We start from the raw sequence: 11877 nt of genomic DNA, 5'->3' as shown, positions 1-11877 counted from the left end.
AATGGCGAGGCCGGCGGCTCAGGGCAACCGCCGCGGGGGGCTTTTCCCAAGGCTTTTCTTAAGCTTTTTCTCAAGGCTTTTGCGGGGCTTATCCGGGGCAGGTAAGCCCCGGCCGGTGCTCGCGCCAAGCCTCAGCCTTTCGGCCGCAATTTGATCCGTTTGTCGAATTCCTCGAACGGCGTCTCGCCAGATTCGCGCGAAAACGGCCCGTGCGGATGAAATCGCTCAGCTTTTCAGCAGCGACTTGATCTTCTTGTCGAACTCGTCGAACGAGGTCTCGCCCTTGATCTTCTCGCCATTGATGAAGAAGGTCGGGGTTGAATCCACCTTCAGCACCTCGGAGGCGTATTTCTGGTCGGCGGCGATCTTGTCGAGCAGCGACTGGTCTTTCAGGCAATCGTCGACCTGCTGCTGGCTGAGACCGGCCTGCTTGCCGATCCGGCTCAGCGATGCGGCGGTGTCCTTCATCACCCAGTCGTTCTGCTGCCGGAACAGCATGTCGGTGACCGCGAAATATTTCGCGGCGTCGTCCTTGGCGATGCAGCGCGACAGCATCGAGCCGGCAGCTGCCTTGATGTCGAGCGGGAATTCCCGGAAGATATAACGGATCTTGCCGGTGTCGATATATTCGGACTTGATCTTCGGAAACACGGTTTCGTTGAAGGCCGCGCAATGCGGGCAGGTCATCGAGGCGAATTCGGTGATCGTCACCGAAGCGTTGGCGGGCCCGAGCGCCATATCCGGCAGCGACACCGGTTTTGCCACATCGGATGCGCTCTGGGCCATCGCGCTCGAGATAAGCCGGAGCGGCGAAAGCCCGGCAAGCAGGCTAAGCCCGGTCAGCGACAGGGCGGCGGTGAAGGCGCGGCGCGTGATGATCAAAGCTAAACTCCCAAATTGGCGCGTTCACGCCTAAAGAGCCCAAATGAAGAGGTTGTGTTCGCTAGCTTGAAACGACAAGTGTGGCAATGGCATGCCGCAATTCCAGCCGGTTTTGGCCGGCTCAATTTCGCTTGATGAGGGCGCCCAGCCGCGCCAGCGCCGCCCGCAGGTCGTCGTCCTCGACCGAGGACAGGGTTTCGGCGACCTTGGCGACCGCCTTCGGGTCCGGCGCGCGGGAGGGAGCCGGCCGGTTGCGGCGAGACAGCGGCGCCTGCCGCAGCGCCAGCTTTCCCACCGCACTCCAGCCGAAGAAGCGGTTGACCCGCTGCAGGATGACGTCGGAGGCGTGCTGGATTTCCAGCGCCATCGGACCCTCCACCCGCAAGACGAGCGTCGCCGGTTCCTGCGGCTGCCCCTCCACCGGCCGCGGCCACTGGATTTTCAAGGGCTCCGAATGGGCCGCGACTTCGGGGCCGGCGATATCAGCCCAGCGCGTCACCAACTCCCGCGCGGCGAATCCCTGCTTGGCATAGGCGTCGGAAAACACGTCGCTGAGCAGGACGGAAAGCGGTTTTGCACTGATGTAGCCGGGCTTTGCCATAGGTTCTTATAGCACCGCCATTCTGCGGCGGCAGTCCCGATCATGCCGCGCGCGGGCGGATGGTCTTGAGATCGCGGTCGATTTCCCGACGCCGTTGCATCAAATCGTAGTCCATCTGAAGCCCGAGGAAGAACCCTTCCGACAGGCCGAAATAGCGGGCGAGCCGCAGGTCGGTGTCGGCGGTGATATTTCGCTTGCCCAGCACGATCTCGTTGATGCGGCGCGGAGCTACATGAACCGCACGTGCCAGCGCGTTCTGGCTGAGTTCCATCGGCTTGAGAAACTCTTCAAGAAGGATTTCGCCGGGGTGGGGATTGGGAAGCAGCCCGCCTTTAGCCGTGGTAGTCGACGATTTCGACATGGGTCGGTCCTCCTTCATCCCAAACAAAGCATATGCGCCACTGGTCGTTGATCCGGATCGAATATTGCCCTTGCCGATCTGCCTTCAGCGCCTCAAGCCGATTGCCGGGCGGCAAGCGAAGATCGCCCAGCACGCGCGCCTGATTCAGCAGGCGCAGTTTTCTTAGAGCGATATTCTGGATGTCCGGCGGTAATTTTCGGCTCCTGCGTCCGGACCAGATCAATTCTGCTTCGGAATCGGCAAAGCCCTGAATCATGCCAAACCATAACGCGTCGCGTCATAGTCTGCAATCCCGTGCCGCTGGCCTTGCCTCGAATCTGGTCATAAAATGAGATGTGGTCCCATCCTCGGCAATCGTGAGAAAGAAGCAGCCCGTCACAGCGGACGAGTCCTGCCGCCCCGCGCTGCTGCTCGAATGGTACGACCGGCATCGCCGGGCGTTGCCGTGGCGGCCGCTGCCGGGCGAGCGCGCCGATCCGTACCGGGTCTGGCTGTCGGAAATCATGCTGCAGCAGACCGGCGTCAAGACGGTGGGGCCGTATTTCCAAAAATTCGTCGCGCGCTGGCCGGACGTCGGGACGCTCGGCCGCGCCTCGCTCGACGACGTGCTGAGGATGTGGGCCGGGCTCGGCTATTATTCCCGCGCGCGCAACCTGCACGCCTGCGCGGTGGCCGTGCTGCGCGACCATGCCGGGGTGTTTCCGGACACCGAAGCAGGCTTGCGCTCGCTGCCGGGGATCGGGCCCTATACGGCGGCCGCGATCGCGGCGATCGCCTTCGACCGCCGCACCATGCCGGTCGACGGCAATATCGAGCGGGTGGTGTCGCGGCTGTTCGCCATGGAGGAGCCGCTGCCGCAGGCGAAGCCGCTGATCCAGCAATTGGCGGCAACCCTGTTAGGCGCTTCTCGCGCCGGCGACAGCGCGCAGGCGCTGATGGATCTGGGCTCCTCGATCTGCACCCCGAAAAAACCGGCCTGCGCGCTGTGCCCGCTGAACGACGACTGTGTTGCGCGGGGGCGCGGCGACCAGGAGATTTTTCCGCGCAAGGCGCCGAAGAAGGCTGGCGCGCTGCGCCGGGGCGCGGCCTTCGTCATCACCCGCGGCGACCAGCTCTTGGTTCGTACCCGCCCCGAAAAAGGCTTGCTCGGCGGCATGACCGAAGTGCCGACCTCGCTTTGGCTTGCCGCGCAGGACGACAAGGCCGCGCTAGAAGCGGCGCCCGAGCTGAAGGGCATCTCCCGCTGGCACCGCAAGGCGGGCGTGGTCACCCACGTGTTCACGCATTTTCCGCTGGAGCTCGTCGTCTACACCTCGAGCGTCTCCGCCCGTTCCCGCGCACCGGAGGGTATGCGCTTCGTGCCGATCGCGACCTTGCAGGACGAGGCGCTGCCGAATCTCATGCGCAAGGTGATCGCGCACGGGCTGGGTCTTTAGAGCGTTTTCGAGCGAAGTGGATACCGGTTCGCGTGAAGAAAACGCGTCAAAACAAAAACCTAGAGCCCGGTTCTAATTCAATCAGAACCGATCAGCTCTAGAATCTTCGATCCGAGCTGCCGCCTGCTGACATCATGCTGGCAGCAGGGCTGCGCTAGGGCTTGAGCGGAACGGAGAACCGCCATGCTCGCCACCGCCCTCGATCGTCTCGAAGCCCCGCCGTCGTCGAAATTGCTCGGCTGGCATTTGCTCGATGCGCGGCCGGAGCAGGGCTGGATAAGGATCGGTTTCGACGGCAGACGAGAGTTCTGCAATCCGGCCGGCTTCATCCAGGGTGGCATTCTCGGCGCCATGCTCGACGACACCATGGGTCCAGCCGTGTTCGTCATGACCGAGGGACGGCTATACACCGCGACCATCACCATGACCGTGAATTTCCTGGCGCCTGCGAAGGTCGGCCGGATCGTCGGCGAGGCGACGGTGACGCAACTCGGCAAGACCGTGGCGTTCGTCGAGGGCCGGCTGACGGCCGAGGACGGCACCGTGCTCGCGACGGCGACAACCAGTGCGCGACTGGTCGAGACGGCGAAGGCGATCCGGTAGTTGCGCTTGTACCTCAGTCGTCATGCCCGCCAACGGGTCGGCCGAATGGCCGCCCGATGACAGGCTCCGTCGGGCATCCAGTACGCCGCGGCCTCGAATTGAATCGAGAAGCCTCGGAGTACTGGATCATCCGCTTTTGGGTGATGACGACTGTCATTTCACACGCGCCGCAAGGTTTTCCCGGCGCCGGCAGGCCGATCGCCGGCCGGGATGGACGGCGGACGGGGCTGCCGTTAAGCTCCGGCTTTCCCATGAGGGTCGACATGCTGAAACTCTATTACGCTCCCGGCAGCTGTGCGCTGGCGTCCCATATCGCCTTGCAGGAGGCTGGCGCCTCCTTCAGCGCCGAGCGGCTGGATTTCAAGTCCAACCAGCAGAACAGCCCGGAATATCTCGCCATCAATCCGAAGGGCCGCGTGCCCTCGCTGGTGACGGACCGCGGCGTTTTGACCGAGACGCCGGCGATGCTGGCCTTCATCGCGCAGAGTTTTCCGTTAGCGAAACTGGCGCCGCTCGACGACGCTTTCGCTTTCGCGCAAGTGCAGGCCTTCAACAGCTATTTGTGCTCCACGGTGCATGTGGCGCACGCCCACAAGGGGCGCGGCTATCGCTGGGCGGCGGAGGAGAATTCGTTCGCCGACATGAAGCGCAAGGTGCCGGAAACGATGGGCGCCTGTTTCGCGCTGATCGAGCGCAACATGCTGAAGGGGCCGTGGGTGATGGGCGACACCTACACGGTCTGCGATCCCTATCTGTTTACGCTTTCGGGCTGGCTGGAAGGCGACAGCGTCGACATCTCGACCCTGCCGAAGGTGGCGGATCACCGCAAGCGCATGTCCGAACGGCCGGCCGTGCGCAAGGTGGTGGAAGAACAGAGCTGAGCGCAAATCCACACCGCTTGCTCATTGGCGCGCGCCAAATTCGAAGCATCGATCGTCTGCATCGCCGCGTGACGGCCTTATCCAGAAATTGCGGCCAACGCTGCCTTTTGCTGATTCCGCCGGTCTCGCAGAACGAGGGAGACTTGAACGAAAATAACCGCACACGCTGTGGCCACGGCGGAAAAGATGTGTTTGCCAAGGCCTTCGTGCCAGAATTCGTACATGGGCGCACTGAAACAAACGAATGTCAGGCGCCAGATATTGAATCCAAATTGAATAAGCACCGCGACCAGGCCGGTGTAGATATCGGTTTTCACCCAGTACGGTCTGTGCAGCATCGTCAGCGTTACCCAGCACAGTGACGCAAGCGAGAGATTATGAAACGACGCGCATGCTGCCGTTATTACGACGTCGTGTCCGCTCGGCGTGGTGACGACTGTCCCGCTCCAGGATGCGCCGGGGATTATCAGGCTGATCAACCATCCGACGACCCCGGCGTCGACTTCCAAAAAGATGAACGAAAGTTTTGAAAAGATCATTGGCGCCCAAAGCGCCTGGACTGCTACGGCCGCGGCCACTGTGCCAGCGGCTTTGACGTCGAGGTCGTCGTCGGCTCTGAAGACCAAATACAGAGCGAACAAGGTAATTGAAAAGCCCGCGAAACCGAAGCTTGCGATCAATATGGCGGAAGCGCAGGCAATCCAGTCAAGCGCCGACACGCTACCGGTCCGACTCCTGGAAAGGAGGTATAATGACGCAACGGCGCCAAATAACTCGAATGTCTGCAGCGCGGCAGGGCCGCCAATATCAACCCTGTCGGCAAGACCGAAAAAAGTACTTAGGAAGAAAATCGCGAAAATAATCGTTCCCGATGCAAGGAGCAGCTTCGTCGCCCGCATGACGCACCTGGACAATCAGCATTGAAAACCCACCGGGTGGCGCCCGGTGAGCGGTCTCAACATTCTTCCGGTTATTGCGAACGCTTCAGGCGCGGAAACAGCACCACCGCCGCCAAAGCTACGAGGGCGACGATCGCACCCACCATTCCGTCTCCAATTTCGGGGCCGGGTGCCGCAACCGGAACGGCCATGGCAGAGAAGGAGGTGGTGCTCGCGATGATGCTCAGGGACAGTGTTCGGATAAATGACTGCAAAACAACCTCCATTGATTGAAGATGAAACTACAACCGATTAATTTGCAGGTCAATCCTGATATTCGGGATTTGCCTTTAATTAATTCTAAAATGGCCAAAGTTCCATCCTTCCGCACCAAACCCCTGCGAAATGGCAGGAAAGCGCGTCAAAAAGTGTGAATAAAGTGCGACAAAAGGGTGATTGACAGACGGCTATTTATTTGGAAAAATTAGAACAGGATTCGAATCAAATCGAGCCCGTAATATAAAATACTGGTAATTAAATCGAGGTTCATCAAATGTTACGTAAAATCGGCGCTGTGGCGGCCATCGCGGCAATAATCGCGTCCGGAGCTCCCGCAAAGGCTGCTACCTACGATTTCACCTTCACGGGCGGCGCCAACGACCAGGGCGTTAGCGCGTCTGGGACGTTCACGACCAATGACGCCAATAATTCGCTTGTTTTCGGGAGCGGCATCTTTTCGATAAGCCCCGTATCGAACCAGCCGGCCACGCTGTTTCAGGCGACTGCCGACACCGCCGGATTGAGTTCCGACAATGTGTTTCCAATCGATAATAGCGCTGGCATTTTGTTTCAGGGCACCGGCAACACCAGCTTCTACGCCAACATTTTTGCACCTACCGGACAAAGCTTGGGTGTGGGGACTTCGGATGCCTGGTTTTCGGCCGTTATCAACGGCGCGGGATATCTCGTTGGCAGTTTAGGTTTCGATGGCATCTGCTCCAACTGCGTCGCCGATGGAACTTTGTCCATCACTGCTGCTGCCACCCCCTTGCCTGCGACAGGGGGAATGATGCTTCTCGGCCTCGGTGTCCTCGGCTTTATGGGGTATCGACGCAGACAAAATGGCAGCGTTCTGGCCGCCGCCTGATCGGTTTGTAGTCTTGGTGTGAGAAGCCGCCGAAAGGCGGCTTTTCGTTTTTGAAGGTTGCCTTTGGCTGATTTCGCATGTTGGCACATCGCGTCATTTCGCAGTGATGATGATTTTGGTCGCTATCGGGGCACAGCGGACATCGGTCAGGCCGTACCAATCATGTCCGATCTTTGAGCAGGCGTCTGACACCGGCGGCTATGGGGTCCGGCCTTCCGCCGGCTCGACCCGGGCCCGAATAACCCAACCAGACATGCCGACGATAGAGCGATCAAGCAGGTGCAGGCTTGCCGCGCAGGATGTCCGAAAGGGCCGACAACAGCCGGTCGATTTGCCCGTCGGTGCCCACGGTTATCCGCAGATAGTCGGAAATGCGCGGCGCGGGAAAATGGCGGACGACCACCGCGCGTTGGCGCAATGCTGCGGCCAGCGCCGCGCCCCCATGCGCCGGATGACGCGCGAAGACGAAGTTGGCGGAGGACGGCAGCACGTCGAAGCCGAGCCGGACCAGTCCGCGGTTCAGCCGCTCCCGGCCTTCGATCACACGGGCCCGGCTCTGCTGGAACCAGGCTTCATCCTCCAGCGCGGCGATGGCGCCGGCCTGGGCGGGCCGGCCAAGCGGGTAGGAGTTGAAGCTGTCCTTCACCCGGGTGAGAGCCTCGATCAGGTCGGCGTCGCCGATCGCATAGCCGACCCGCAGTCCGGCCAGGGCCCGGGACTTCGACATGGTCTGCACGACCAGAAGATTCGCGTGGGAGGCGACCAGCGGTATAGCGGTCTCGGCGCCAAAATCGACATAGGCCTCGTCGATCACCACGGGAGCGTCGGGATGCTGCTCCAGCAGGGTCGCGATCTCGGCCCGTGACAGCGCAACCCCCGTCGGCGCATTCGGATTGGGCAGGATCAGCGCGCCGGCCGGCCGGCGGTAGTCGGTGACGCGGATCTGCATGGCGTGATCGAGCGGCACGGCCTCGTAGGCGATGCCGAACAGGCGGCAATAGACCGGGTAGAAACTGTAGGTGATATCAGGGAACAGCAACGGCGCATCGTGCTTCAGCAGGGCGGCGAAGGTGTGCGCCAATACCTCGTCCGAGCCGTTGCCGACGAACACCTGTTCGGACCCCACGTGGTGATAGGTGGCCAAGGCAGCCCGCAGCGCCGTGGCCTGTGGGTCCGGATAGAGACGCAGCGTCTCGGTAGCCTCGCCGCGGATCGCCTCCAGCGCGCGCGGGGAAGGACCAAGCGGACTTTCATTGGTGTTGAGCTTGACCAGCTCGGCCATGTGGGGCTGTTCACCCGGTACATAGGGCCGCAGCTCGTGCGTCAAGCTGCTCCAGAAATGGCTCATTTCCTGTCCTCATCGCAGCAGCGCCGCGGCGGGCGCCTGGTTCAGGTTCGACGATTTCTTTACCGCCGGCGAAGCCCTGCAGAAACATCCAAAGACAGACGTGACAGACTTTTTTGCGGTTCGGCGGTGCCGTGCTCTAAGCGGCCTTGCGCTTCGGCCGGTCCAGCTCCCGCCCGGTTTGCAGCATCAGGTTGCGCAGCCAGATCGAGCCGGGGTCGAACTGGGCCCGCGTCGGGTGGAACATGAACTGTTCGTCGATGCCGGGGTCGAGCGGCGGCGCGATTGCGGCAAGCGACAACGGCTTTGCCAATGCCGCGATCAGCCGGCGGGGAACGAAGGCGACGAGGTCGGTGCGCGCAACGATGTGTAGCGCTTCGATATAGCCGGGCACCACCAGCGCGATGCGCCGCTCGATCCCCTTGGCGCGCAGCCAGCCGTCGATCAGATCCTCGTTCTGGCCGCGGATGATGACGGCGACGTGCCGCGCTTTGAGAAAGACTTCGCGCCGGGCGAGTTTTGTGCCGGCGGGATGGCCGCGGCGCGCCGCGAGCGCGTCGCGGTCGGTGTAGAGAAGCTGGCGATGAAATCCCTTGAAGGCGTCGCCGATCGAGATCACGAGGTCGATGGTGCGGGCGAACTCGGCGGTGAAGATTGCAGGGCCCCGCCATGGCACGACGTCTAGCCGCACGTTCGGAGCCAAACGCGCGATCTTTGCCATCAGCGGCGGCACCAGAAGCTCCACCGCGAGATCGGGCATCATCAGGCGAAACTGCCGCTCGCTGCTCAAGGCATCGAAATCGTCGGGAATGAACAACCCACGGACCTGATCGAGCGCCTGCGCCAGCGGTCCGCGCAGCACCTGAGCCCGCGGCGTCAACTCCATCCGCGCGCCGGTGCGAACCAGCAGCGGGTCGCCGAGCACCTCGCGCAGCCGCTGCAGCGCATGGCTCGCCGCCGGCTGCGACAGCCCGATCCGCATCGCGGCCCGGCTGACATTGGCTTCCCGCAGCAGCGCGTCGAGCGCCACCAGCAGATTGAGGTCGAGCGCGGCCAAATTCATAAGATGAATATATATCATATAGACTATCGATTGGAAGAATGATGGCCGCGCGGCGATATTTGTTGATCACTCGAACGGAGATGTGCCATGAGCGCAGCAGCAGCCAACAAAAAACTCGTGCAACAGATTTATGCGGATTCCGCTGATCGCAGCGGCACCACCTTCGCCGACAATCTCGCCGATGATGCGAGCTGGATCGTCACCGGCCAGTATTCATGGTCGCACGAATTCAGGGGACGCGACGCGATCCAGAACGGCCTGATGGGCCATTTCCGCTCGTTCTTTGCGGTGCGGCCGCGGACCGTGGCTTTCAACTTCATCGCGGAAGGCGACTATGTCGTCGTCGAGGCGAGAGGTGACAACGTCACCAAAGCGGGCCTGCGCTACGACAATCAATATTGCATGGTGTGGCGGATCGAGAACGGCAGGATCAAGGAGTATTGCGACTCCGCACTGGTCGAGCGCGTGCTGGGGCCGTTTCCGGAAGCGCGGAAGCTTGCCGCGGGTTGAGACTCTTTACCATCATTCCGGCGTCCTTCTCCCCTCCCTCCGCGAAGCGGCGGGGAGGGGTTGGGGGTCTTTTCCACGCGCTCCGCTGCTTGCGAGTCTGCGGAGACGCCCCCCACCCCCGACCCCTCCCCGCCACGCGCTGCGCGCGGGGGGAGGGGAGAAGGTACTATCCCGGAATGACGACTGTGGCTGGAATCACGCCGCCTTGGTTTTGAGATGGCGGAACATGATGTTGCGCGCCTCGTCGTCCATCTCGGTCTTGAAGGTGAACTTGTCCTTCAGTGCGATCGCCCGCGCCGCCGCCGGCCGCGCCGAGACCTCGTCGAGCAGGCGCTTCACGTTCGGATACTTTGTTAGCGCATCGTCGCCGAGCACGAACGGCACCATCCGCGCCCAGCCCCAGAACGCCATGTCGACAATAGTATAGGTGTCGCCGACCATGTATTTGCTGCCCGCGAGATGATCGTTGAGGATGCCGTAATGGCGATGCGCCTCGAACTGGTAGCGGTCGTGCGCATACTCCAGGTCCTTTGGCGCGAAGTGCTTGAAATGCACGGCCTGGCCCGAATACGGCCCGATGCCGCTGGCGACGAACATCAGCCATGACAGCATCTGCGCGCGGTTCTTCGGCGTGGCGGGCGGCAGGAACTTGCCGGTCTTTTCCGCCAGGTAAAGCAGGATCGCGTTGGAGTCGAACACGAACACGCCGTCATCGTCGATCGCCGGCACCTTGCCGTTCGGATTCACTTTGAGGAATTCCGGCTTGAACTGGTCGCCCTTGCGGGTGTCGACCGGCACCGGCTCGAAGGGCAGGCCGGACTCCTCGAGAAACAGCGCGACCTTGTTTGGGTTCGGGGCGCCATTGAAGTAGAATTTGAGCATTCAGATCTCCCTTTTGCCTAAAAATTGTTACCGAGAAAAAAGCGGGACGTGGCCACTATGCCATGGACATCTGTCCATGCTCAAATTTTGCGCGGATGCGCAACCGACGAGTTCGTGAGGGGAGCGCAGGCCCTCAGCGTCGATCAACCGAAGTAGAAAAGGCCGCAAAGTCCCGCGGCGATCAGTCCCACGCCAGTGACGTTCATGACGGTCGCGAAACGAACGGTCCAGCGCAGATTCGATGCATCGACGGCTCGCTCCGATCGGCGCGCATAACCGTGGACGATGACCTGTCGATTGAAATCACTGTTGGCGTGCAGCCCGTCGCCCAGGCCAACGCAAATCAGGAGAATGCCAAGGATGCCGAGGCCGGCAAAACCCATGAAACAAAATAGCAAAATCGGAAACATGCCGAGAACAAAGATCGGCAATAGCGGCAGTAACAGCAATCTCTCAGATCGTTTTCGCATTGGGCGATCAATCCGGACAGCAAGTCTCGGCTGGCAGCGGATTCTAGTCCCTGCCTTCACAAGGAACAAGCCGAAAGCGCGGTATTGGCGGCAGATGTCAGCTCGTTTAGCTCGATCCGCCCTACAGGCTACTGGCAGATGCAACCGCCTTCGCCCTCTGGGATTTGCGCAAGAGCGCCAGTTCGTTTGAGCGAAACGCAAATCAATTCTGGGGCGCACTTCGATCGATGAAGTAGCGACCGGCAGTGGCTCGCCTGTGCTCCAGACCCAACCGTCTGCAGGGCTGGCGGGTCATATCACGCCTGTTACGCCTTCACCGTAGCGTGATGTGGCCCGGTCACGGAACGGGTCTAGTTTCAGCGCGCTGCGCGGGCTTTTTATTCCAAGGAGGGAGGACTGAAAAGTGAAGACAACGATCATCGCACTTTCTGCCGCCGCTCTCGTCGCCGCCGCACCGGCTGTGCTTGCGCAGGGAGTACCAGGCAAAACACCGGCTCTGCAGCATAAGGTCTCTCGGAAACATCACCCGGGCGTCTTCGGCTACGCTCCGCTGCGCGAGACGCAAGCCAGGGGCTCGAAGAAGGGCTATCGGGGAGCTTTCGGTTACGCGCCTGAACCTCGTGGTTTAGACAGAGATATCGACGCGTCCAGACAAGCTGGTGGCGGCGGGGGTGGCGGAGGCGGTGGCATGTGAGCCCTCGCGCTGCACGATCAGGCGGTTTCCGTCATGCTTGATCTCGTGCAGCCCGTCGGGGCCGGTCGGGACCTTGGCGGCACGGGTTAGGATGCATAAGCGCAGCAAGATGCATCAGCGCAGC

15 protein-coding genes are annotated in these 11877 nt (G+C 61.5%); 5 read left to right on the top strand and 10 right to left on the bottom strand.

Features of this window, described 5'->3' with window-relative positions:
• Positions 1–225 precede the first annotated feature (225 nt).
• From B5525_RS01375 to B5525_RS01360, 4 genes are all read right to left on the bottom strand, one after another.
• Entirely contained in the window at positions 226–882 is a 657-nt protein-coding gene (locus B5525_RS01375) for a DsbA family protein (RefSeq protein ID WP_079564200.1), read from the bottom strand.
• 121 nt (positions 883–1003) lie between these two features.
• Positions 1004–1483: a DUF721 domain-containing protein gene (locus B5525_RS01370; RefSeq protein WP_079564198.1), complete on the bottom strand. Its 480-nt coding sequence runs from the start codon at positions 1481–1483 to the stop codon at positions 1004–1006.
• A gap of 40 nt (positions 1484–1523) precedes the next feature.
• Complete coding sequence (locus tag B5525_RS01365; protein WP_079564196.1) at positions 1524–1844, bottom strand: HigA family addiction module antitoxin; 321 nt, start codon at positions 1842–1844, stop codon at positions 1524–1526.
• Positions 1816–2100, bottom strand: a complete 285-nt coding sequence (locus B5525_RS01360; RefSeq protein WP_079564195.1) for a type II toxin-antitoxin system RelE/ParE family toxin — start codon at positions 2098–2100, stop codon at positions 1816–1818. The genes B5525_RS01365 and B5525_RS01360 overlap by 29 nt, the downstream gene beginning before the upstream one ends.
• 79 nt (positions 2101–2179) lie before the next feature.
• On the opposite strand from B5525_RS01360, the gene mutY reads away from it, so the two are divergent.
• The 3 genes from mutY to B5525_RS01345 all read left to right on the top strand — a co-directional run bounded on the left by mutY (position 2180) and on the right by B5525_RS01345 (position 4764).
• Positions 2180–3280: an A/G-specific adenine glycosylase gene (gene mutY / locus B5525_RS01355; protein WP_079564193.1), complete on the top strand. Its 1101-nt coding sequence runs from the start codon at positions 2180–2182 to the stop codon at positions 3278–3280.
• Positions 3281–3463: 183 nt separating this feature from the next.
• Complete coding sequence (locus B5525_RS01350) at positions 3464–3883, top strand: PaaI family thioesterase (protein ID WP_079564191.1); 420 nt, start codon at positions 3464–3466, stop codon at positions 3881–3883.
• A 263-nt stretch (positions 3884–4146) separates the two neighbouring features.
• A complete protein-coding gene (locus B5525_RS01345) occupies positions 4147–4764 on the top strand; it encodes a glutathione S-transferase family protein (RefSeq protein WP_079572776.1) in 618 nt (205 codons plus the stop codon).
• Positions 4765–4841: 77 nt separating this feature from the next.
• On the opposite strand, the gene B5525_RS01340 is transcribed toward B5525_RS01345, so the two are convergent.
• Positions 4842–5663 (bottom strand): archaeosortase/exosortase family protein, encoded by an 822-nt coding sequence (locus tag B5525_RS01340; protein ID WP_079564190.1) that lies wholly within the window; start codon positions 5661–5663, stop codon positions 4842–4844.
• A gap of 532 nt (positions 5664–6195) precedes the next feature.
• Between B5525_RS01340 and B5525_RS01330 the strand changes: the two genes are divergently transcribed.
• On the top strand, positions 6196–6789 hold the full coding sequence (locus B5525_RS01330; protein ID WP_079564186.1) for a VPLPA-CTERM sorting domain-containing protein: 594 nt from the start codon (positions 6196–6198) through the stop codon (positions 6787–6789).
• A 271-nt stretch (positions 6790–7060) separates the two neighbouring features.
• Here the strand turns inward: B5525_RS01330 and hisC are convergent, their stop codons facing one another.
• On the bottom strand, positions 7061–8137 hold the full coding sequence (gene hisC / locus B5525_RS01325; RefSeq protein WP_079564185.1) for a histidinol-phosphate transaminase: 1077 nt from the start codon (positions 8135–8137) through the stop codon (positions 7061–7063).
• 136 nt (positions 8138–8273) lie between these two features.
• Positions 8274–9197, bottom strand: a complete 924-nt coding sequence (locus B5525_RS01320) for a LysR family transcriptional regulator (RefSeq protein ID WP_079564183.1) — start codon at positions 9195–9197, stop codon at positions 8274–8276.
• A gap of 87 nt (positions 9198–9284) precedes the next feature.
• Here B5525_RS01320 and B5525_RS01315 point away from each other — a divergent pair, with 87 nt between their 5' ends.
• On the top strand, positions 9285–9707 hold the full coding sequence (locus B5525_RS01315; protein WP_079564181.1) for a nuclear transport factor 2 family protein: 423 nt from the start codon (positions 9285–9287) through the stop codon (positions 9705–9707).
• Between the two features lie 195 nt (positions 9708–9902).
• Here B5525_RS01315 and B5525_RS01310 read toward each other — a convergent pair whose 3' ends face one another.
• The 3 genes from B5525_RS01310 to B5525_RS45230 form a co-directional block, all read right to left on the bottom strand.
• Positions 9903–10589: a glutathione S-transferase family protein gene (locus tag B5525_RS01310; protein WP_079564179.1), complete on the bottom strand. Its 687-nt coding sequence runs from the start codon at positions 10587–10589 to the stop codon at positions 9903–9905.
• Between the two features lie 143 nt (positions 10590–10732).
• Positions 10733–11119: a hypothetical protein gene (locus tag B5525_RS01305; RefSeq protein ID WP_244567990.1), complete on the bottom strand. Its 387-nt coding sequence runs from the start codon at positions 11117–11119 to the stop codon at positions 10733–10735.
• A 565-nt stretch (positions 11120–11684) separates the two neighbouring features.
• Positions 11685–11861, bottom strand: coding sequence for a hypothetical protein (locus B5525_RS45230; protein ID WP_172899798.1), 177 nt, complete (start codon positions 11859–11861; stop codon positions 11685–11687).
• Between the last annotated feature and the right edge of the window lie 16 nt (positions 11862–11877).

The organism is Bradyrhizobium erythrophlei, from assembly GCF_900129505.1.
Lineage (GTDB): Bacteria > Pseudomonadota > Alphaproteobacteria > Rhizobiales > Xanthobacteraceae > Bradyrhizobium > Bradyrhizobium erythrophlei_D.
The sequence above is the reverse complement of the archived record's forward strand: the minus strand, read 5'-3'. Positions and strand labels throughout refer to the sequence as shown.